The organism is Pseudosulfitobacter pseudonitzschiae (assembly GCF_002222635.1).
Classification (GTDB): domain Bacteria; phylum Pseudomonadota; class Alphaproteobacteria; order Rhodobacterales; family Rhodobacteraceae; genus Pseudosulfitobacter; species Pseudosulfitobacter pseudonitzschiae_A.
In genome coordinates this window covers 3,043,032-3,063,988 of the sequence record NZ_CP022415.1, presented here as the reverse complement: position 1 = coordinate 3,063,988, position 20,957 = coordinate 3,043,032, and the positions used below count along the sequence as shown (strand labels likewise).

16 protein-coding genes and 2 pseudogenes are annotated in these 20,957 nt (G+C 60.7%); 6 read left to right on the top strand and 12 right to left on the bottom strand.

Translation table 11 applies throughout. The annotated features are described in order from the left end of the window. Window positions 1-38: 38 nt before the first annotated feature. A complete protein-coding gene (locus SULPSESMR1_RS15105; RefSeq protein ID WP_089421598.1) occupies window positions 39-740 on the bottom strand; it encodes an IS6 family transposase in 702 nt (233 codons plus the stop codon). Between the two features lie 308 nt (window positions 741-1,048). Between SULPSESMR1_RS15105 and SULPSESMR1_RS15100 the strand changes: the two genes are divergently transcribed. Beyond that, window positions 1,049-1,699, top strand: coding sequence for a 4'-phosphopantetheinyl transferase family protein (locus SULPSESMR1_RS15100; protein ID WP_089421596.1), 651 nt, complete (start codon window positions 1,049-1,051; stop codon window positions 1,697-1,699). Then, a complete protein-coding gene (locus tag SULPSESMR1_RS15095; RefSeq protein ID WP_162791863.1) occupies window positions 1,686-5,633 on the top strand; it encodes a non-ribosomal peptide synthetase in 3,948 nt (1,315 codons plus the stop codon). Before SULPSESMR1_RS15100 ends, SULPSESMR1_RS15095 begins: the two co-directional genes overlap by 14 nt. A 422-nt stretch (window positions 5,634-6,055) precedes the next feature. Here the strand turns inward: SULPSESMR1_RS15095 and SULPSESMR1_RS15090 are convergent, their stop codons facing one another. From SULPSESMR1_RS15090 to SULPSESMR1_RS15080, 3 genes are read right to left on the bottom strand one after another with little or no spacing between them, the layout of a single operon-like run. Then, the gene (locus SULPSESMR1_RS15090) at window positions 6,056-8,335 is read right to left on the bottom strand and encodes a xanthine dehydrogenase family protein molybdopterin-binding subunit (RefSeq protein ID WP_089421592.1); all 2,280 of its coding nucleotides are present in this window, start codon (window positions 8,333-8,335) and stop codon (window positions 6,056-6,058) included. After that, the gene (locus SULPSESMR1_RS15085) at window positions 8,328-9,383 is read right to left on the bottom strand and encodes an FAD binding domain-containing protein (protein ID WP_089421590.1); all 1,056 of its coding nucleotides are present in this window, start codon (window positions 9,381-9,383) and stop codon (window positions 8,328-8,330) included. Before SULPSESMR1_RS15085 ends, SULPSESMR1_RS15090 begins: the two co-directional genes overlap by 8 nt. Then, window positions 9,380-9,877, bottom strand: a complete 498-nt coding sequence (locus SULPSESMR1_RS15080; RefSeq protein ID WP_089421588.1) for a (2Fe-2S)-binding protein — start codon at window positions 9,875-9,877, stop codon at window positions 9,380-9,382. Before SULPSESMR1_RS15080 ends, SULPSESMR1_RS15085 begins: the two co-directional genes overlap by 4 nt. 138 nt (window positions 9,878-10,015) lie before the next feature. Here SULPSESMR1_RS15080 and SULPSESMR1_RS15075 point away from each other — a divergent pair, with 138 nt between their 5' ends. Both SULPSESMR1_RS15075 and SULPSESMR1_RS15070 read left to right on the top strand, forming a co-directional pair. Then, entirely contained in the window at window positions 10,016-10,588 is a 573-nt protein-coding gene (locus SULPSESMR1_RS15075; protein WP_089421587.1) for a TetR/AcrR family transcriptional regulator, read from the top strand. Window positions 10,589-10,942: 354 nt separating this feature from the next. Beyond that, window positions 10,943-11,428, top strand: a pseudogene (locus SULPSESMR1_RS15070) (IS6 family transposase); the annotation flags it as partial. Between the two features lie 276 nt (window positions 11,429-11,704). Here SULPSESMR1_RS15070 and SULPSESMR1_RS15065 read toward each other — a convergent pair. Continuing rightward, a complete protein-coding gene (locus SULPSESMR1_RS15065) occupies window positions 11,705-12,733 on the bottom strand; it encodes an IS110 family transposase (RefSeq protein WP_089419576.1) in 1,029 nt (342 codons plus the stop codon). Window positions 12,734-12,818: 85 nt separating this feature from the next. Here SULPSESMR1_RS15065 and SULPSESMR1_RS25450 point away from each other — a divergent pair. Next, window positions 12,819-13,037: pseudogene (locus SULPSESMR1_RS25450) on the top strand (IS6 family transposase); the annotation flags it as partial. Between the two features lie 73 nt (window positions 13,038-13,110). Further along, window positions 13,111-13,314: a hypothetical protein gene (locus tag SULPSESMR1_RS15055; protein WP_198362807.1), complete on the top strand. Its 204-nt coding sequence runs from the start codon at window positions 13,111-13,113 to the stop codon at window positions 13,312-13,314. Between the two features lie 4 nt (window positions 13,315-13,318). Here the strand turns inward: SULPSESMR1_RS15055 and SULPSESMR1_RS15050 are convergent, their stop codons facing one another. The 7 genes from SULPSESMR1_RS15050 to ade form a co-directional block, all read right to left on the bottom strand. After that, entirely contained in the window at window positions 13,319-14,572 is a 1,254-nt protein-coding gene (locus SULPSESMR1_RS15050; protein ID WP_089421585.1) for a glycosyltransferase family 4 protein, read from the bottom strand. 41 nt (window positions 14,573-14,613) lie between these two features. Further along, window positions 14,614-15,585: a GlxA family transcriptional regulator gene (locus SULPSESMR1_RS15045; RefSeq protein WP_089421583.1), complete on the bottom strand. Its 972-nt coding sequence runs from the start codon at window positions 15,583-15,585 to the stop codon at window positions 14,614-14,616. Between the two features lie 68 nt (window positions 15,586-15,653). Beyond that, window positions 15,654-16,058 (bottom strand): thioredoxin family protein, encoded by a 405-nt coding sequence (locus tag SULPSESMR1_RS15040; RefSeq protein WP_089421582.1) that lies wholly within the window; start codon window positions 16,056-16,058, stop codon window positions 15,654-15,656. Between the two features lie 74 nt (window positions 16,059-16,132). Beyond that, window positions 16,133-17,002 (bottom strand): DMT family transporter, encoded by an 870-nt coding sequence (locus SULPSESMR1_RS15035; protein ID WP_089421580.1) that lies wholly within the window; start codon window positions 17,000-17,002, stop codon window positions 16,133-16,135. A 168-nt stretch (window positions 17,003-17,170) separates the two neighbouring features. Continuing rightward, window positions 17,171-17,458, bottom strand: a complete 288-nt coding sequence (locus SULPSESMR1_RS15030) for an HU family DNA-binding protein (protein ID WP_028955749.1) — start codon at window positions 17,456-17,458, stop codon at window positions 17,171-17,173. Window positions 17,459-17,608: 150 nt separating this feature from the next. After that, on the bottom strand, window positions 17,609-19,072 hold the full coding sequence (locus SULPSESMR1_RS15025; RefSeq protein ID WP_089421579.1) for an AMP nucleosidase: 1,464 nt from the start codon (window positions 19,070-19,072) through the stop codon (window positions 17,609-17,611). Beyond that, window positions 19,069-20,871 carry an adenine deaminase gene (gene ade / locus SULPSESMR1_RS15020; RefSeq protein WP_089421577.1) on the bottom strand — a complete coding sequence of 601 codons (1,803 nt, stop codon included), beginning with the start codon at window positions 20,869-20,871 and terminating at the stop codon, window positions 19,069-19,071. The genes SULPSESMR1_RS15025 and ade overlap by 4 nt, the downstream gene beginning before the upstream one ends. Window positions 20,872-20,957: the final 86 nt, after the last annotated feature.

The window sequence follows — 20,957 nt, the reverse complement described above, 5'->3', positions numbered from 1 at the left end:
AACTCGCCGAGTTTGCAAGTTGACATGCCGTTCGTTGATCAAGCGGCATGTGCCGCGGATTTCCACGCCTCGAATGCTTCGAGCCGATGGTAGCGGATGGTGAGGGCAGAGCGGCGGCGGGCTGGGACAGAGAAGGAATTTCGGGTTGCGGACTGCATAGATACAAAGCGTTGTAATCCACCCGGCGATCGGAAGCCTTGCATCACCCGCTCTCGCTTTCGGAAGGGCAAGTGGCTGTTCTCGGCACGGTTATTGAGCCCCTTGTGTGACCAATGATCAAGGCCAGGCGCGACTTCGCGCTTGGCGGCGCCGTAGGATCGCAATTTGTCCGTAATGATCCTTTTGGGAACGAAGCCCCGGCGCTTCATCAGCTTGACCAAAAGCCGCTTTGCGGCGCGCTTGTCTCGCCTCGATTGAAGGATTTCTTCAAGAACAACGCCGTTTTGGTCGACTGCGCGCCAGAGCCAGTATGACCGGCCTGCGATCTTCACAACGACTTCGTCCAGATGCCAGACATCGCCAGGGCCCGGCTGCCGTCGCCGCAGAACGTGGGCGATCAGGGGGCCGAACTTGACGGTCCAGCGCCGGATCGTTTCATACGAAACGTCCACGCCACGTCCCAGCATCATCTCCTCTACCTCCCGCAGGCTCAAGTTGAACCGGACGTAGAGCCAGACAACATGAGCGATGATCTGAGGCGGAAACCGATGGCGTTTGTAGCTGATCTTCTGTGTCTGCATCGACACCGCCTACGCCCAGATCAATGAACCAGCAACCTCAGGCCCGTTAATGTGACAACACCCTTGTGCGGCATCAATAGCGTTCAGATCCGAGACAAAGAACTCTGCTACCACACGAGACCTCCTCCCTGCAACAACGCCTCTCGCTGTCTATTATTTCAGCAGCCTTTTTGAAGTTATTGTAAAAATTATCTTTTGCTATGTAAGTTCACATCTTTAGTATGTACCAGTGGTCCAAGAATATTCCCTCTTAGGTTGAAGTTCGCGCGTGCACGTGCCAGCCACAACCCCATTGCAGGCTTGGATCAATGGCTTTTATCAGCGCCCAAAATCCGGATGTGCGGCCCCGTAACCGCGGGCGAATCGACCGTTCCGCGCCACCCCGCGCGATCCGCGTTCCAATCGTTGCGCGTCCGGACTGGGCCGATAGCATCGCGCATCTTGATGACGGGGTGCCATATGATCCCGAAGATCCGGCACGCCATATCTCGCGCTCCCATGCCGGCGGGCTGACGCTTCATGCGCAACAACGGCTGGGACGGATCGGGGTGGATCTTGTGGCGCTCGGCGATCTGCGCATGACTGATTCCACGGCGCTGGTCTCTCTGACCCGCCCACGGACGACACCCGAAGCGCTGGGGATCAGATCGCGCTGTGATCTGGGGATATGGTGGGCGGCGACAGAGGCCGCCGTCAAAGCCTGGCGCGGCGGCCTTTCGACGTTGATCGGGCGGTTTCAGGTTGTGCTGATGCGGTCGTCGCGCGCCGCACTGCTGTGGAAAGACGACGCCCTGCCGCCGCTGTTATTTCATCCCCTTGTCCTGCGTGACGGTCTGACTGGCATGCTGGCCAGCGACGGCGCGGGCGTGGATGTCTCGGTGATTGCATACGACAGACATCCCCCCTGCACGCAACTCCTGACCCAATATGACAGAAGGAAACCCGATGCTGTTGGATAACACCTTTGTAATCTCGCCAGACCAGACGAGCCTTTCGGCGAATGCTGCCCAGAACGGGATCTGGTTCGCCGAACAGCTCAGCCCCGATGGCTATCTGTTCAACCTTGCGGAATACCTGTCTTTGCAGGGCGATCTGGACACGACCCTGTTTTTGGACACGCTGCGATGGCTGGCCAACGAGATACAGGCCCCCCGTGCCCGCCTTGTTCCGCGCACGGCGGGGTTACAAGTTGAAATCGCGCCGCACTTTGAAGGCGAGATTCCGTTGATCGACTTTAGCGACCACGCCGACCCTATGGCTGCGGCGACAACGTGGATGCAGACCGACCTGAAAGATCACAAACGCGGGCTGTGGCGCGCGGCATTGATCCGCCTGAATGCGCGTCACCACCTGTGGTATCATTGCGCCCACCACGTGCTGCTCGACGGTCATTCCGGCGGCCTTATCGCGCGCCGCTGCGCAGAAATCTACACGGCGCGGCTGCGCGGGGAAACGCCGCCCCCCTCGGGCCTTGCCCCTGCCGATGTGTTGCTGGAAGCCGAGCGCGGCTATAGTGATGGCAAGCGGGCCGGGCGCGACCGTGACTATTGGGCCGAAAAGCTGGCCGCGCTGCCCGATCCGGTGACGCTGTCGACCGGCGGCACCCGCACCGGCGGTGTGATCTGCGCCAGCCGTCGGCTGAGCATAGAAGACAGCAACCGGCTGCGCGCGTTTTCCGCGCAAACCGGCATTTCGCTGCCCCAGGTGATGGTCTCGGCCTTTGCCGGTTACGTTCACCGGATGACCGGCGCCCAGGATCTGGTGCTGGCCATGCCGGTTCTGGGGCGGCTGTCACGATCCGAACGCGCGGTGGCGATGATGGCAGCAAATGCCGTCGCGCTGCGCTTTGATTTTTCTCGGGAAATCAGCTTTGCGGAACTGGTGCGCCAGGGTGGTCAGACCATGATGGGTGCCCTGCGTCACCAGAAATACCGGTTTGAGCAGGTCCGCCGCGATCTTGGTCTGACGCGGGCCGATCAACAGGTCGCCACCATAGCCGTCAATTTCGAACCCTTCGACTATACGCTGCATTTCGGGCCTGTCCCTGCCAGGGTAACGAACCTGTCAAACGGGTCGGTGGACGATCTTACGGCCTTTATCTTTGATCGTGGCGACGGACAGGGGCTGGTCCTGACGCTCAACGCCAATCCGGGCCTTTATTCCCGTGCCGAGGTCGAAGGCCATCTCGAACGCCTGCATCTTTTCCTGCGCGGGATGGTGACCCGTCCGGACGACGCGGTGCGCGCGGCGGCGATTTACCTGCCGGACGAACAGGAAAAAATCGCCGCATGGTCTGACGGTGGCCCGGCCCCGACGGGCGCAAGCTGGCTTGATGCGTTTGACAGTCAGCGCAAAGAGGCTCCGGACCGCATCGCGGTTCATGACGGTGTGCAGCGTCTGACCTATGACGGTCTTGACGCGGTGGCCTCGCGGATTGCACAGGCCCTGCTGCGGCGCGGAGTCGTGCGGGGCAATATAGTGGCGCTGTTGCTTGATCGCACGGTGCTGCTGCCGGCGGCGATCCTGGCATTGCACCGGATTGGCGCGACCTATCTCCCGCTTGATCCCTACGCCCCCGAGAAACGCAACGCGCTGATCCTTGAAACCGCCGCGCCTAATCTGGTGTTGATGCCCGCCGACCGAACCGGCACCGCGCCCGCAGGCATGGTAGAGAGTTTGGTTCTGGGCGCGGACCTGTTCACCGATGCGCCAGCCGACTGGCCCAATGACGCGCAGCCCCGCACAGCCGGTGATCTGGCCTATGTTATCTTCACCTCAGGGTCGACGGGCCAGCCCAAGGGCGTCGATATTGGCCACGGGGCGCTGTGGGCCCTGCTTGCAGCGATGCGTGACGCAATCGGGCTGGATGCGGCGACACGTTGGCTGGCTGTCACCACAATCGCCTTTGACATCGCGACACTGGAAATGCTGTTGCCGCTTAGCGTGGGCGGCACGGTTGAAATCGCGCAGCGGCACGAAACGCTTGATCCCGATCTGCTGAACGCGCGGATTGAAACGTCGGACGTGACCCATCTTCAGGCAACGCCGTCGCTGTGGTCTCTCGCGCTCGAAGCCAAAGGGTCAGCACTGCGCTCGCTGACCAAGCTTGTCGGCGGGGAAACGCTTCCGGGCGATCTGGCACGGCGGCTGGTGACAGGCGGGCCGCTGTTCAACGTCTACGGCCCGACCGAAACAACCATCTGGTCCAGCCTCGCACGGATCACCCCCGACACAGCGGCCCACCCGTCTGTCGGGCGTCCTCTTGCCGGTGAACGGATTTTTGTTCTGGACCGGTTCGGAACACCCGCACCCGTCGGAACCATCGGTGAAATCTGGATCGGCGGTGTCGGGCTGGCGCAGGGATACCACGCCCGCACCGACCTGACTGGCGAACGCTTCATCGAAACGACGCTGGGACGCGTTTACCGGACCGGCGATCTGGGCCGCTGGACCGATACAGGTACGCTGGAACATTTCGGGCGGATCGACTTCCAGATCAAGGTACGCGGCCACCGGATCGAAACCGGAGAGGTCGAGGCGGTGATGCGCCAGTTTGACACCATTAACGATGCCGTGGTCGTCAAGCCCGACAATCACGATCACCTGCTGGGCTATTTCTGCAGCACCGATCCGGTCGAAATCCCGTCACTTGAAACATATCTGCGCGCCCGTCTGCCCGACTATATGGTGCCCCACGTGTTCATACGGATTCCGGCCATACCGCAAACGACCAACGGCAAGCGCGACCTGAAGGCACTGCCGCCCATCACCCCCGCGCGCGGCACCTGCGGGCGGGCTGCCGCCGAACCGCTTTCACCAACCGAGCGCCACCTTCTTGACCGGGTGCGCGACGCACTGAATCGACAGGACGTGGGGATTGATGACGATTTCTTTCAATTGGGCGGGACAAGTCTTTCCGCCGCACGGCTTATCGCCGGTCTACGCCGCGACTATGGGTCTGACATTGCGCTGGCCACCGTCTTTGCCAATCCCGGCCTGCGTCGGCTGGCCGCCGAGATAGACAGCGCCTGTGCGGCTGATCCGCTGAGCCCCGTTCTCGACCTGCGCAAGGCGGATGATGATGCCCCAACGGTCTTTTGCCTGCATCCCGTTCTTGGGATTGGCTGGGGCTATTCGGCCCTGATACAGACCCTTCCCCAAAAGGTAGGTATTTGCGCCCTGCAATCCCCTGCCCTGACCGGACCGGACAACTGGCCTGACCTGCGCAGCATGGCGCGCGATTACGTAGCCCGTATCCAGGCCGTGCAACCCGAGGGGCCATATTTCCTTCTTGGCTGGTCCTTCGGGGGCCTTGCCGCGCAAGAGATTGCGCATCAGCTCGAAACACAAGGGGAGCGGATCGCCTATCTGTGTCTGCTCGATGCCTTTCCGTTTCAACCCGAAACCGCTGCCTGCACCCAAGCAACACGGGTGCAACAGACGCTGGCCTTTCTCGGAGAAGCCCCAGACCCCGCGATCCGTACGCTGGACGCGCTGGCGGAAAAGCTGGTCACGCGGCCCGAGATCGAAGCCTTGCGCGCAACCCTTGGCAATGACCGCTTCGAAACCCGGATCCGTGATGTGGTCGAGGCCAATCTCGATCTCGCGCGGCGTCATGTTCCGGGGCGGGTCAACGCCCCGATCATCGACATTTGCGCAACGCAGGGCAAGTCGGCGGCGATTGACACCCTGCTGGACTGGCGCGGCAATCCGTGGGGGCCGCATTCGCGGGCCGGAACGCGGCGGATCAACCTGGATTGCGGGCATGACGATATGCTTGGGCCGCTCAGTGTGGCCGCTTTTTCACCCTGCCTGCGCGCCGCGCTCAACCGCCACGGGGCGGCCCAGACACTGATGGCAAAGAAAAGCGAACGGGACGCACAGTTCGTGTAGAACACGCAGGTCAGCGTTGGTTTTTCCAATGAAATTGGTGATAAAGATGTTAGCCCGAATAATTCAGTGCGCCCCGATGGCGCGTTTCACCAGTGGAGGGGAAGCGTTGCACAGATCGGTTGCAACTCAGAACGCGCCCTACCCGAAACGGACCTCCGGCGGTGCGTTCGAAACTTGGGCGGCCAAGTTCGGTCATTCGGTTGAGAGGTATTGCCAGTCTTAGCTTCTGTAACGTCACCGTCTCTCCGCCTCTGACTACCGCCGCACACGAACAGAGGCCCAAGGCCTCTGGGTTGGTTGCGTGGGCGAAATCAAGGCCTGATGCTACCGCATCGGCTTCTTATCTAAGCGTTGAGAAACAACCTGACAAAGCCGCGACAACACCTCAGCGGCCTATAAGGGTTTCACCTGCCCGCCCTTCTTTACAACCCTGACCCCCTTGGATCTGCGGGGGGTAACGCAATCAACAAATCCGCAATGCGGATCGGGAAATGGCGCACGCGCTTGCCGGTCGCATGCCAGATCGCGTTGCCGATGGCCCCGACCGTCCCGACAACCCCTATCTCGCCCACGCCCTTGATCCCAAGGGCGTTCACGTAAGGATCATCTTCGTGCACTGTAATCACCTCCAGCCCGCTCACATCAGCGTTCACCGGCACATGATAACCCGCAAAATCCGCGTTCACGATGCGCCCGCTGCGCGGGTCGTGCCGGGCGGCCTCATGCAGTGCAAAGGAGGTGCCCCAGATCATGCCTCCCATCAGCTGGCTCTCGGTCAGCCGTGGGTTGATGATCCGCCCGGCAGCAAAGGCCCCCACCAGTCGGGTCACCCGAACCTGACACAGATCCGGGTCCACTTTCACCTCGGCGAAGACCGCGCCATGAGAGTTCATCGCATGGCGCATGGCATCCTCGGGCGCGCGCCCGGCGCGGCCTGTACCAGTCATCTCGGTCTGTCCGGCACGCGCGAGGATGTCGGCGAAACGCTCGCGACGGCTCTCGTCCTCCTCCATCAGCAGCCACCCGTCCCGCGCCACCAGGCTGGTATTGCCCGCGCCGTAAAGAGGCGAGGCCGGATCTGCCGTCGCAAGCTCGCCAAGCTGGCGCACCACATCCCCACCCGCAGCGTGCAGCGCACCGCCCGCCGTGGCGGTATGCCCAGAGCCACCCGCGACACCGCCATCGGGCAGTGACGAGTGCCCCGCGTGGAACTCGACCTGATCCAGCGTCAGGCCAAGACTGTCCGCCGCAATCTGCGCCAGCGACGTCCAGGCCCCCTGTCCCATATCAACGGCAGAAGTTTCGAACAGCGCCGTCCCGTCGGGGCGGAGCGTTGCACGCGCTTCGGCAGCGAACATCGGGCAGGGAAACAACGCCGCCCCCATGCCCCAACCGGTCAGCAGGCCGTCACTGTCCTGCATTTGCAGTGGCGCCAACGGTCGCCCCTCCCAGCCAAAGCGCTCCGCCCCTTGCGCGTAACACTCCCGCAAGGCTTTGGACGAAAAAGGAAGCCCGGTGCCGGGCTGCGTCTCGGCATAGTTGCGAAGACGGAATTCCAGCGGGTCAATCCCCGCCGCCTCGGCCATCTCGTCCATCGCGCATTCCAAAGCGGCAGAGCCTGACGCCTCGCCCGGTGCACGCATAGGTCCCGGCGTGCCGACATCCAGCCGCACCAGCCTGTGGCTGGCCCGCAATGCGCTGGCTGCGTAAAGGCCCTGCGAGGCATTAGCCGCCGGTTCCACAAAATCATCAAAGGTCGAGGTTTCTGCCAGGCCGTCGTGGTCGATCACTGTCAGGGCGGCGGTATCGTCCACGCCCATCCGAAGCCGCTGGCGTGTCGCTCCACGGTGACCCGCTGGCCCGAACATCTGCTGTCGGGTGAACATAAGCTTGACGGGCCGCTGCGTCATCCGCGCGGCGAGGATCGCCAGCACTTGCGGTCCGGTCGGTATCGCCTTCGACCCGAACCCCCCGCCAAGGTAGGGGCTGCGCACGGTCACATTCTGCGGCGGAATCCCGAAGAAATAGCCATAGGCCGCGCAGGAAAGGTTCAGCGCCTGACTTGGAATATCCAGCGTCAGCCGGTCTTCGTCCCATTGGGCCACCACCGCGTGGGTCTCCATCGCGTTGTGATACTGCGCGGCTGTTTCATAGCTTACGTCGATGCTGCGTATTGCCGCGGCGTGCCCCGCCTCAAGATCGCCGTGGCTTTCCCCGCCCGGCAGGCCAAAGCCGCTCGGCTCAAAGCTGGTGGCCGCGTTGTCATCCAGTCCCACCCGGGCCGGATCGGCCACATATTGCGGTGCCAGCAGGCGCGCGCCCTCGGTGGCGGCCTCCAGTGTCTCGCCCAGCACCAGCGCAATCGGTTGTCCAGCATAACGCACGGTGTTGTCCTGCAAAACCTCGGTGCGGAAGGAGAACATCGTAGGCTTGGCCGAAGGGTCGCCCTGCAACTCGGGCCGATTCTGCGGCGTGATGACATGGGTCACACCGGGGTGCGCCTCTGCTGCGGCGCGGTCAAGATGGCTGACCCGTCCGCGCGCGATCTTCGCATGGGCGTAGACAGCATAGAGCAGACCCTCGGGATTGTTGTCGGCGGCAAAGGTCGCGACACCGGTGACCTTCGCGATCCCATCCCGCCGTGTGGCAGGCTGGCCCGCGTTGGAGCCGAAACGAATTTGCGGGGAAAGCGTATCAGACATTGGCGAGGTCTCCGTTCTGTTGGCCAAAAGGCGATGCGGGCAACGCCGGCATCCGTGCCGGAGTGCCGGCCGCAGCCATGGCAAGTGCGCGCGCAGCAGTGCGGCGGGCAAGGTCGATCTTCCATTCGAGATGCGCCGGGGCCTCGGCCCCCGCGAGCGCCGCCTCGGCAGCGCGTGCAAACAGCGCCGCATTCGGGGCCTGTCCGGCCAGCAGCGCTTCGGCCTCGGCAACCCGCCAGGGCTTGGCCGCCACTGCGCCAAGCGCCAGCCGTCCCTCCGCGATAATTCCATCCTCCATCCGCAGTGCAGCGGCGGCAGCGGTGGTAGCAAAGGCAAAGGACGTGCGGTCGCGCACCTTCAGATACCGCTCATGTTTGGCAAACGCCGCCGCCTCTGCAGGCAGGTGCACCGCGATGATCAACTCGCCCTCCACCAGCGCCGTCTCCCGATCCGGGTGGTCGCCCGGAAGCAGATAGAATTCTGAGAAGGGGATCTCCCGCGTTCCGTTCACGCCGCGCACCTCCACCCGCGCCTCCAGCGCCGCGAGCGGCACGCAAAAGTCCGAGGGGTTCGTCGCCACGCAGCCCGGGCTTGCCCCCAACAGCGCACGCGCCTCTTCGTCACTGTCGCGTGCATCACATCCCGCGCCGGGGGTGCGACGGTTGCAGGCTGCCGTTTCCTCTTGGAAATAGGCGCACCGGGTGCGCTGCATCAGGTTGCCTGCAACGGTCGCCATATTGCGAAGCTGCCCCGAAGCCCCCGAAAGCAGCGCCTCGGCCACCATCGGAAAGTGCTGGGCAAAACCCGCGTGGCGGGCAAGCGCGGCATTGCTGACCAGCGCCCCGATCCTCACCGATCCATTCTCCTGAAACGCGATCTCGCCAAGGTCGGAAACCCGTGTCAGGTCGATCACCCGCTGCGGCTGGGCCACGCCCAGTTTCATCAGGTCAACCAGATTGGTCCCCCCGCCAAGCCAGGCCGCATTCGGCTCCCAACTCGCCAGCGCCTCGTCCACAGTCTTGGGCTGCACATAATCAAACTGTTTCATGCCGTGTCTCCCTCGTCCTTGGCGGCCATCCGGCGGCTCGCTTCCTGCACGGCAAGAGTGATCCCGTGATAGGCCCCGCAGCGGCAGATATTGCCGCTCATGCCCTCGCGGATGCGCTCCGGATCGCTCCCGGCGTCCCCTTCGGCAATTAGCCCGACGGCGCTCATGATCTGGCCCGGCGTGCAATAGCCGCACTGGAACCCGTCATTCTCAATAAAGGCGACCTGCACCGGGTGCAGGGTCTCGCCCACTGCGAGGCCGTCGATTGTAGTAATCTCCGCACCATCAAGGCCGGCCGCAAGCATCAGGCAGGCGTTCGCACGCTGCCCGTTCAGCAGGACGGTACAAGCGCCACACTGGCCACGGTCGCAGCCTTTCTTGGTGCCGGGCAGCGCCAGACGTTCGCGGAGCAGATCAAGCAGTGTCACGCGCGGGTCATCAATGATGACGTCCCGCGCCTCCCCGTTGAGGGTCAGGTTAATGCAGAGTGACATACGTCCTCCCTGTTTTGCTATATTCTAGGTGTGGTGTCTCGCGGGCGAGGTCCGTTATAAGAAATTAAGGGGCGCAGCGCCGCCTTCTGGAATACAATATACGGAGGCATCCTCCGTTTTCAAGGTGAAAGGCAGATTTTGGCGGAAATTGGCAAACGCAAGCCGCGCGCCGACGCACAGAAGAACCGCGAGCTGCTGCTTGAAGCGGCCAAAGAGGTTCTGGGTCGCGGCGGTCCGAAAGCGAGTCTCGAGGCCGTCGCGCGGCGCGCCGGTGTCGGCATCGGCACGCTCTACAGGCACTTCCCCACCCGCGAGATGCTGTTCATGGCGGTCTTCAGCCGGGAACTGGACCAGCTTGTGAGCACCGCCGAAGACCTGGCTGAAAGGGAAGACCCCCTTGAGGCAATACGCAGCTGGCTCCACGCCAATGTCAATCTGGTGGAAACCAAGCGCGGTATGCTGGGGGCGCTGAGTCTGGTCATGACGGAAGACCTGAAACAGGGCTACACCGAACGCTCCAACCTCGTGCTCGCGGCAATGGACCGGCTTCTGGACAAGGGTCGCAAGGCCGGAGAAATCCGTGACGGCGTCAGCGCCGAAGATCTCGTGCAAACCCTATACGCCATCTGCTACGCCCGCCAGCCCGGGCCTGACTGGCGCGAAAATGTCCTGCGTGTCCTCGACATCTTCGTCGACGGACTGAAAAGGTAAGACACCCTGCCCCCCTCGGCGCCCCGGCCCGCATGGTTTCGGCTTTCCAGCAGCAATCACTACGCCGCCTGCCTAAGCGGAATTTCGACCCTGAAACCTGCGCGCCCTGACATTAACACCACATCTTCTTGGGTTCTTAACCAGTATGGGTGACATCAGATTCAGCGTATGGTTTCGTCTCTATCACCGGTTCTGCCGCACGTGATTCAACAGCGCGGACGCGCTTTAAGTCAAAAATTCCGGCCTTAACCGCCCTCCTATACTGGGCTTTATGATATCCAATAATCTTGCCGGTGTTGTCACATTAACGGGCCTGAGGTTGCTGGTTCATTGATCTGGGCGTAGGCGGTGTCGATGCAGACACAGAAGATCAGCTACAAACGCCATCGGTTTCCGCCTCAGATCATCGCTCATGTTGTCTGGCTCTACGTCCGGTTCAACTTGAGCCTGCGGGAGGTAGAGGAGATGATGCTGGGACGTGGCGTGGACGTTTCGTATGAAACGATCCGGCGCTGGACCGTCAAGTTCGGCCCCCTGATCGCCCACGTTCTGCGGCGACGGCAGCCGGGCCCTGGCGATGTCTGGCATCTGGACGAAGTCGTTGTGAAGATCGCAGGCCGGTCATACTGGCTCTGGCGCGCAGTCGACCAAAACGGCGTTGTTCTTGAAGAAATCCTTCAATCGAGGCGAGACAAGCGCGCCGCAAAGCGGCTTTTGGTCAAGCTGATGAAGCGCCGGGGCTTCGTTCCCAAAAGGATCATTACGGACAAATTGCGATCCTACGGCGCCGCCAAGCGCGAAGTCGCGCCTGGCCTTGATCATTGGTCACACAAGGGGCTTCTGTGGTTGCCGTCCTTGATGCAAGATGTTTTTCAGACCTCTTGAGTTGGTGATCGAGTGCGTGCTTCTGTCAGGCCTTCGAGTGCGGCATTTCCAGAAGCCGCTGGCCGGGATGGTGATCTGCGGATCAGGTCCATATCTCAACAACGAGCTTCGACGCTCATTCCCTTATCCTGGTTTTCCCGATCCAGATCTGTTCGATCATTCTGCCCATTCAGGTCTTTGACTCCTTACACCTCCTTTACCGACGTCAATCGGCCCTGCGCTACACCGTGGTCATGTAGCGACCGCCTGCGTCGGATCCCGATAATTTTCCTTCTTCGTTTGCATGGCCCATAGGGCCCGGGCCATCTTGTTGGCCAGCGCAATTGCGACCAGCATCTTCGGCTTGCGCGCGAGCATACGTTCCAGCCAAGATCCTTTGGGTATGGATTTGCGACCTAACTGGCTCAAGCGTGACATCGCTCCGATAATCAGAAGCCTTCTGATGTCAGATTGGCCCGCCTTTGACATTCGCCCCAGACGGGGTTTGCCGCCTGATGAATGCTGTCGTGGCACGAGGCCCAGCCAGGCCGCAAAGTCGCGGCCCCGGGTGAATGTCTCCAGTGGTGGAGCAAATGCCTCGATGGCAAGGGCGCTTAAAGGGCCAACGCCCGGCATCGTCTGAAGTCGTTTGGCCGTGTCCGTCTCAGTGGACAAGGCTTTGATCCGTTTCAACTTGGCGTCGATCCGGACAGTGGTCTCTTCAATCAGTTCGAAAAGGTCTCGACACTCCTGGCGGACCAGGTCTGGAAGATCGCAATTCGGGTCCTCAAGGATCTCATTCCCGCGGCTCAAATTCCCTATGCCCTGCGGGATTGTATGCCCGAACTCATAGAGGATTGATCGCAGACCATTTACCAACTCAGTCCGTTGGTTCACCAAACGCTCCCGGTTCCGGAACAGGATCGCACGGGCCTGTTGGCTCTCAGACTTGGCAGGAACAAACCTCATCTCCGGACGCTGCGCCGCGACGACGATAGCTTCTGCGTCCGCGGCATCGTTTTTCTGGCGCTTCACAAATGGTTTCACATATTGCGGCGCGATCAGTTTCACCTCGTGACCAAGTCGGGCCAGCTCGCGCGCCCAGTAGCTGGCACTGCCACACGCCTCCATGACGATGACCGCGGGTGGTTGCGCCGAAAGAACCTCCCGAAACTGTGAGCGGGACAACTTCTTACGAAACTTCAACTGCCCAGTCATGCTTGCCCCGTGAAGCTGGAAAACGTTCTTTGCCAGGTCCACTCCGATCATTGTATCTTTCATTTGCCGTCCTTTCCGTTTCATGATGTCGAACACCACGACCTTGGCACATTGCGATGCCGTTTGGGGAGGACGGCAACCACCCCATCTCAATAACCGTGCCGAGAACAGCCACTTGCCCTTCCGAAAGCGAGAGCGGGTGATGCAAGGCTTCCGATCGCCGGGTGGATTACAACGCTTTGTATCTATGCAGTCCGCAACCCGAAATTCCTTCTCTGTCCCAGCCCGCCGCCGCTCTGCCCTCACCATCCGCTACCATCGGCTCGAAGCATTCGAGGCGTGGAAATCCGCGGCACATGCCGCTTGATCAACGAACGGCATGTCAACTTGCAAACTCGGCGAGTTAACGTGAATACCCCTCCAGCGCAGTGCGCACCGGTATGAACGGGCCGCGCCAGCCGCGTGTTGTGTTCACGCTGGATCTGACCAAAGCCGACGGTCTTTTTTCGGCGCGCAACTTCTGGATCAACTCTGGCGATGTCGTGCTGGTGACCGAAAGCCCGATCAATGGCACCCGCACAGTTCTGGGGTTGGTGGGGTCAGTCTTTGGCGTCTTCAACACGGTTGGAAATTCGGCGAACTGATGGCTTAGGCGGGCAGGGCAATCGCCTTGTCTGCGGGCACCAGCGCGTTGATCTGGCGCAGGTGTTCAGGCAGGCATACGCCGAGGAAATCATACGTTTTCACCACATGCGCCCGCGCGTTCGGGCCCAGATGCGCATAGGTATCCGGCCGTGCCAGAACGTCGACAACCTGTGCTGCCAGTGCTGCCGGATCAAAAAAATCCACCAACATGCCAGTCTCTCCGTGGGTGATGGCCTCGCGCACAGGGTCCACGTCGCTGGCCACGATAGTGGCCTGCATCGACATGGATTCCAAAAGCGACCAAGACAGTACAAACGGCATGGTCAGATAGATGTGGCAGCGACTGATCTGGATCAGCTTCCGGTAGGCGTCATAGGGCACCTGCCCCAGAAAATGCACGCGGGACCAATCCACGCGATGCCCTACCTCGGCCTCCATCTGGCCGCGCAGGCCATTGGGATGCTTGGATTTACCGCCATAGGATGTGTCGTTGCCACCCACCACCATCACACGGGCATTTGGGCGACCTTCCAGAATGTCGGGCAGGGCGCGCATGAACTGGTCAAATCCGCGCGTAGCCTCCAGATTGCGGGCCACATAGGTCACGATTTCATCGGCACGGGTTAACGGGTGGTCGATCCGCCCAAGCCGCAATTTGACGTCCGGATCGGGCTGCAGCATGTCGGTGCGGATGCCGTCGTGACAGACGTACATTTTGTCATGAAATGCTTTTGGAAACCGGCTCTTTTGCCATTCGGTTGGGCACTGCGCCAAATCCACGCGGTCAATGTTGACCAGCGGCACGGTATTGTGCGCCTGCATGATAAAGGGCGCATGATCATTGACCGGACTTTCGGGGTCAAAGCCGACAGGGCCGCCTTTGACGCTATAGTAGTACTCGAAAAAACCGATGATCGGCACGTCTGGATAGATTTCCTTCATAAAGGTCAATTCGCCCCAGCCGACGTGTCCGATGATGATGTCGGGCGTCCAGCCCTCTTTGTCGCGCAAACCTTGAGCAGCCATCGCGCAGCCAAAGCCGGATCCGGCGGCATTTTCCCATGTTTTGACCAGCCCATAGGCGTGCTCGGACGCATGGTGATGGGCCTTGTAAGTCACTTCGCGGACGCCCTTCATGACGGGTGGCTGTTTGCGTTGGGTCAGAAAGACAATATCGTGATCGCAGGTTTCGGCCAGCCACTGGACAAATTCACGGTACTGGCCGGGCATGTTCTGATGAACAAAAAGCAGTTTCATTGAAATACCTTGGGTCTATTTCACCAAGGTTTAGCGTGCGTTCACGAGGTCCACAACAAATGGGTACCGCGCATCTCTTGGCCTGGACTAAGACCAAAGTTGCTGCGGTAGCATTTCGAGAAATGTGACAGGGATTGAAATCCGCAGGCAACGCAAATGTCTGTCACGCTCATCGAGGTCTGCCGCAACAGCCCGCGCGCCTTTTCCAGCCGAAGGCTGAGATAATGCCGTTTGGGCGATACGGCGAGGTATTTGGCGAACAGACGTTCCAACTGGCGGGTGGACAATCCGACCAGATCGGCAATCTCGTCCGGGCGCAACGGATCTTCAAGGTTGTTGGCCATCGCTTGCAACGCCAGTGCCAGTTTGGGATTGCGCGCTTCGGCAGGGCCGCCCGCCGACATGCGCTGGGCGTGCTCCTTTTGTCTTGGATGGGTATAGACCATCTGATCCGCTACCCAAGTCGCCAGGTCTTGTCCGTATTCGTCCCGAATGCGCGCCAGCATCATATCCATCGATGCGGCCCCGCCTGCGGTGGTGAACACGCGCCCGTCGATGGCAAACAGTCCCTTTTCGATAATCACATCCGGCAGCAGTTCGCACAGCGCATCGCGGTACTGCCAATGGGTTACGACCCGCTTGCCTGACAGCAGCCCTGCCAGTGCCAGCGTATAAGCGCCTGACGACAGCGCGCCAAAGTCGATGCCCCGACGTGTCTCACGGCGTAACCAGTTCAGGACGGGTTTGGTGCTGCCTGCCCCCGCCTTTTCACCCGCGCAGACCACCAGCGTGTCGTCGCGTCGTAATTCGGTCAGCGGGCCATCAACCGCAGTGGTGATACCATTGTAGGCAGGCACAGGCGCGCCATTCTCGCTTAGCACGGTCCAAGTGTAATAGGTCCGGCGCGAGGGGTGCAGGTTGGCAAGACTCAGCGCTTCAAGCGCGCAAGCAAAGCCCAGTTGGCTGTAACCGGGGATCAACAGGAAAACATAGCGGCGCGGAACGATCGTCATGCCCGCAGGCTAGCGTGGCAGGACTGGCGCTGACTGTTCTGAAAACGACCCGCCCGCGTGCCCGCGTTTCAGCGTGCATCAAGAGCGGTATCCATCAGGCTCTGGATTTTACGGGCATGGGGTTCGTTCACCAGACGGGCGATTTCGCTGCCGTTTTTCATCACCAACAGGGTTGAACGTCGCTCGACTTTCAACCTTTCGGCCATGCGCGAGCGGCCATAGGTGTCCCAGTTCACGTTGATGAATTGCAACTGGCCATAAGCCGGGTTTTCCGTAATCGCCGTGGCAATCAGTTCTTGTTTGATCTGGCAGGTCAGAGACCAGTTTGCGCGAAAGTTCAGTATTACGACCTGATCGGTGGATCGCACTTCATCCCAAAGCGCAGGGGTGAAGGTGCGCACCTGAAAGGCAAATGCGACATGGGGCAGGGCAAGTGCGGCTGAAGTGGTGGTGAGAAAGGCGCGGCGGTTCATCAAAGGCTCCTTGAATACTCAAGCACTTTACCGGGTACGGCGCGCGGGTCTCAACGGTTTAGGGTGTCTGGGAGTCAGGTTTTTACAGCGCGTGACAGTTGTACCGCAAGAATACCCAATCCGATGACCACAACGCCCAGAATGTCGTGTGCGCCCAACTGTTCGCCCAACAGGTAGGCCGCGATGGCGACGCCGAAGAACGGGTTGAGAAAGTGGAACGTGGCCGCCTTGACCGCGCCGATGCGCTGAACCAGCGCAAACCAGATGTACGTCGCCAGCAAACCGGGTGCCAGCATGGTATAGACAAAGGCCGCAACCAGTTCGGGCGTCAGGTTAACGTGGATGGTCTCGGTCAGCGCCGACACCACCGCCAGCACGCCAGAGCCCACGAGCATTTGTAGCCCCACCACCATCATCAGATTGCCACCCGACGACGCGCCGCGCATCGACAGCGTGGCGACGGTCAGCGAGACGGCGGCGATAACGCACAGGGCAACGCCGCGCAAATCCACGCCCGCGTCCATCCGCGCCGACATGATGATAACCACGCCTACAATGCCCAACAGCAATCCGATCACGCCGAACAACGGCAGCCGGTCGCGGAATACGATCCAGCCCGCCGCGGCCACCATCAACGGCATGGTCGAGGCAATGATTGATGCCAGCGACGCCTGTACAGTCTGCATCGCGAAAAAGTTCAGACCCAGATAGATGGCGTTCTGGCACAGACCGAAGACCAGTGTCGCGCGCCATTGGTCACGGGTCAGGTTCCATGTCTGGCCCATCATCCGTGCAATGATGACACCGATGATGCCGGACAAAAAGAACCGCAAGGACAGCGAGGCCAAAGGCGACGCATCCGCCACGATGATCCGCGCCGACGAAAAGGCAGAGGACCAGATCAGGGCAAAGAAGACGCCCATCAAGATTGCTTTTATATCCATGTCGGGGGTGCGGTCCTAAGGGGTGCTGTGGCGGCGACCCTTTCGCAATTGCCACCCCGAGGCAAGATGCTGGCAGGACAATGCCATCTGCTGCAGCGCGTTTTCCCCTGAAACAACAAAGGGCCACCCGACGGGTGACCCTTTGCATAAATCATGTCGCAGACAAGATCAGCCGTTCACGCTGTCTTTCAGCGCTTTGGCGATTGTCATTTTGACAACCTTGTCGGCTTCTTTCTTGAACTGCTCGCCGGTGGCAGGGTTGCGCACCATGCGCTCGGGGCGCTCGCGGCAGTAGATTTTGCCAACGCCGGGCAGGGTGACGGCACCGCCGCCGGACACTTCACGCGTAATCAGCGCGCAAACGGCGTCGAGTGCAGCACCTGCGGATTTCTTGTCTGTCCCCATGTCCTCGGCCAGTGCGGCGACGAGTTGGGTCTTTGTCATTGGTTTTGCCATTTTATGGTCTCCTTCGTCCGCCCGAATTATAGGGCCTCACGCCCGTAGAGTAACGGAATGTTGTATATGAACACAACGAATAGTGGTCCAAGACAAGCGCTAATCGTACATTTTCGCTTATTTTCGTCGATTTACCCCTGAATCCGCCGATCAGAGGAACGCTGTCTCGTCAAATGAGCGCAGTTTCCGGCTGTGGATACGTTCCAACGGCATCTTGCGCAACTGTTCCATCGCGCGAATTCCGATCATCAGATGGCGTTGGACCTGTGTTGTATAGAACTCCGAGGCCATGCCGGGCAGCTTCAACTCGCCGTGCAATGGCTTGTCCGAGACACACAGCAACGTGCCATATGGCACCCGGAACCGGTAGCCGTTGGCCGCGATTGTGGCGCTTTCCATATCCAGCGCAATCGCGCGCGACTGCGACAGCCGTGCGACCGGCCCGGATTGGTCGCGCAGTTCCCAGTTGCGGTTGTCGATGGTGGCCACGGTGCCGGTGCGCATGATCCGCTTAAGCTCGAACCCTTCCAGCGCAGTGACCTCGCCCACCGCCAGTTGTAGCGCGATCTGGATTTCGGCCAGTGCAGGGATCGGAATCCAGACCGGCAGGTCGTCGTCCAATACATGATCTTCGCGCAGATAGGCGTGGGCTAGTACAAAGTCGCCCAAGGCTTGCGAATTGCGCAGACCGGCGCAATGCCCCACCATCAGCCAAGCGTGCGGGCGCAGTACGGCAATGTGGTCGGTCGCGGTCTTGGCGTTGGACGGGCCGACACCAATGTTCACCAGAGTGATGCCGCTGCCGTTCTTGCGCTTCAGATGATAGGTTGGCATTTGCGGCATCTTAACCGGATCCGCCAGCGGCTGGTTGCCCGCGGTGATCGTCGCGTTTCCGGTAGAGACAAAGGCGGTATAGCCGCTGTCCGGGTCGTCCAGTTGCGTGCGGGCAAAGGCTTCGAATTCGGACACATAGAACTGGTAGTTGGTGAACAGCACAAAATTCTGGAAATGCTCGGGGTCGGTGGCAGTGTAATGCGCCAGACGTGCCAGCGAATAATCGATGCGCTGGGCGGTAAACGGGGCAAGCGGACCAACACCGTCGCTGGAGGAGTAGGTGCCGTTAACGATGTCATCATTGGTAGTCGAAAGATCCGGCACGTCAAAGACATCGCGCAGGGTGAAGTCGGCAGCGCCCTGTTGTGGCACCTGAACGGCAGCATCTGATCCAACCGCGAAATGTACCGGAATGGGGGTGTCTGACGCACCGATGTGTACGGGTTGGCCGTGGTGATCGATCAGCAGGCCGATCTGCTGGATCAGATAATTGCGAAACAGGTCTGGCCGCGTGATTGTTGCCGCATAAGTGCCAGGCATTGGAACGTGGCCAAAGCTCAGGCGAGTGTCGATCTGGGCATAGCTTAAGGTGGTTACCCGCACTTCGGGGTAAAAGGCCCGCACACGGGCATCGGGCGCACCTTCGGACATGGCCTGTAAAAACTGCGAACGCAGGAATGTGGTGGCGGCTGTATACAGCTCTTGCAGGTAATCCACGGCCTCTGTCGCGTCGGAAAAGGTGCGTGGGTGGCCATCGTCCGGCGTCAGAATACGGGTCATGTATGTGTCTCGATTACAGGCTTGAATTCAAAGGTACGCACATCGACAAGGCCAAGGTCCGAGATGCGCAGTTCGGGGATCACCACCAGCGCCAGCAGCGAATGTTGCATATAAGCGTTGTTCAGCGTGCAGCCACAGGCGCGCATCGCGTCCATCATCGCCTCGGCCTTGGCGGCGACGTCGCGGGCGGGGCTGTCGGACATCAAGCCCGCAATCGGCAGGTCCACCAATGCCAGTTCGGTGCCATCCTTGAATACGGTGATGCCGCCGCCAACTTCGCGCAGACGGTTGGCAGCCATCGCCATGTTGTCGGCGTCGGTGCCCACCACGATCATGTGGTGGCTGTCATGGGCAACAGTCGAGGCCATCGCCATCTGACCTTCATAGCCAAAGCCTGAAACGAATGCATTGACCACGCCGCCCGTGGCCTGATGCCGTTCGACCAGCGCGATCTGGCAGACCTCGCCGGTGGCCTGAACGCGGCCCTCGGTGACGGGCAATTCGAATTGCAGCGCTTTGGTAGGGGCCTGGTTTTCAACCACGCCGATGACGTTGGCCGTGACTGCATTGGCGCCCTTTGGAGCGTCGATACCAAAGTCGTTCGCCGTCAGATCGCGGGCCATGTTCACCGTCTGCCTCGCAGTCTCAGGCCAGTTGTAATGTGGACAGTCAACAGCGATTTCGCCATTGACAGCGACTGTTTTGCCACGTGCGATCACGTATTCAACCGGGAGCGTTTTCAGATCCGAGGTCAGGATCACATCGGCCCGCCGTCCGGGTGTCAGCGATCCGATCTCGCGTTCCAGCCCAAAGTGGGTTGCGGTGTTGATCGTGGCCATCTGCAAGGCCACCAGCGGATCGCAACCACAGTCGATGGCATGGCGCACCACGCGGTTCATGTGTCCCTCGTTCACCAATGTGCCGGAATGGCAGTCGTCAGTGCACAGGATCATGTTGCGCGAATCCAGCCCCTTTTCGGTGATCGCGGTGATCTGGCTTTGCACATCATACCACGCACTGCCCAGCCGGATCATCGCCCGCATTCCCTGCCGCATCCGCGCAATGGCGTCCGCTTCGCAGGTGCCTTCGTGATCGTCGGCGGGGCCGCCCGCCACATAGCCCGCAAAGGCAGGCCCCAGATCGGGCGAGGCATAGTGCCCGCCCACGGTCTTGCCCGCCGCCTGCGTCGCTGCAATCTCGGCCAGCATTTTGGGGTCGGCGTTGCTGACACCGGGAAAGTTCATCATTTCACCCAAGCCGACAATGCCGGGCCAGCCCATAGCTTCGGCGACGTCTTCGGGCGAGATTTCAAAACCGGTTGTTTCCATACCCGGTGCGCTGGGCGCACAACTGGGCATCTGGGTGAATATGTTGACGGGCTGCAAAAGCGCCTCGTCGTGCATCATCCGCACGCCTTCCAGCCCCAGCACATTGGCGATTTCGTGCGGATCGGTGAACATGCTGGTGGTGCCGTGGGGGATCACGGCGCGGGCAAATTCGGCGGGGGTCAGCATGCCGCTTTCGATATGCATATGCGCGTCGCACAGGCCGGGGATCATGTAGCGGCCCTTGGCCTCGATCACTTCGGTGTTCGGGCCGGAGCAATAACCGGCATCAGGTACTACGCAGGCGATGCGACCGTGCGTTATGGCAATGTCGTGGTTGTCCAGCACTTCGCGCGTGTGGACGTTGACCCACTTGCCACCCTTGATAACGGTCTGCGCAGGCGTGCGGCCAGTAGCCACGGCGATCAGGTCGGCGGCCACATCGGGCCATGAGGGAAAGGGGATGTGTTCCATGCCCCATTTGTTCCAAAGTTGCAGGTGGGTGCAAGGGGCTGCGGCTGCATTCTTGAAAACGTCACGAAACTGGGGCAGGTCAGGAC

Bases quoted from the DNA above. Each gene is read 5' to 3' on its own strand.
- SULPSESMR1_RS15105 (WP_089421598.1), bottom strand. From the start codon at position 740: ATGCAGACACAGAAGATCAGCTACAAACGCCATCGGTTTCCGCCTCAG.
- SULPSESMR1_RS15100 (WP_089421596.1), top strand. From the start codon at position 1,049: ATGGCTTTTATCAGCGCCCAAAATCCGGATGTGCGGCCCCGTAACCGC.
- SULPSESMR1_RS15095 (WP_162791863.1), top strand. From the start codon at position 1,686: ATGCTGTTGGATAACACCTTTGTAATCTCGCCAGACCAGACGAGCCTT.
- SULPSESMR1_RS15090 (WP_089421592.1), bottom strand. From the start codon at position 8,335: ATGTCTGATACGCTTTCCCCGCAAATTCGTTTCGGCTCCAACGCGGGC.
- SULPSESMR1_RS15085 (WP_089421590.1), bottom strand. From the start codon at position 9,383: ATGAAACAGTTTGATTATGTGCAGCCCAAGACTGTGGACGAGGCGCTG.
- SULPSESMR1_RS15080 (WP_089421588.1), bottom strand. From the start codon at position 9,877: ATGTCACTCTGCATTAACCTGACCCTCAACGGGGAGGCGCGGGACGTC.
- SULPSESMR1_RS15065 (WP_089419576.1), bottom strand. From the start codon at position 12,733: ATGAAAGATACAATGATCGGAGTGGACCTGGCAAAGAACGTTTTCCAG.
- SULPSESMR1_RS15055 (WP_198362807.1), top strand. From the start codon at position 13,111: ATGAACGGGCCGCGCCAGCCGCGTGTTGTGTTCACGCTGGATCTGACC.
- SULPSESMR1_RS15050 (WP_089421585.1), bottom strand. From the start codon at position 14,572: ATGAAACTGCTTTTTGTTCATCAGAACATGCCCGGCCAGTACCGTGAA.
- SULPSESMR1_RS15045 (WP_089421583.1), bottom strand. From the start codon at position 15,585: ATGACGATCGTTCCGCGCCGCTATGTTTTCCTGTTGATCCCCGGTTAC.
- SULPSESMR1_RS15040 (WP_089421582.1), bottom strand. From the start codon at position 16,058: ATGAACCGCCGCGCCTTTCTCACCACCACTTCAGCCGCACTTGCCCTG.
- SULPSESMR1_RS15035 (WP_089421580.1), bottom strand. From the start codon at position 17,002: ATGGATATAAAAGCAATCTTGATGGGCGTCTTCTTTGCCCTGATCTGG.
- SULPSESMR1_RS15030 (WP_028955749.1), bottom strand. From the start codon at position 17,458: ATGGCAAAACCAATGACAAAGACCCAACTCGTCGCCGCACTGGCCGAG.
- SULPSESMR1_RS15025 (WP_089421579.1), bottom strand. From the start codon at position 19,072: ATGACCCGTATTCTGACGCCGGACGATGGCCACCCACGCACCTTTTCC.
- ade (WP_089421577.1), bottom strand. From the start codon at position 20,871: ATGGAACACATCCCCTTTCCCTCATGGCCCGATGTGGCCGCCGACCTG.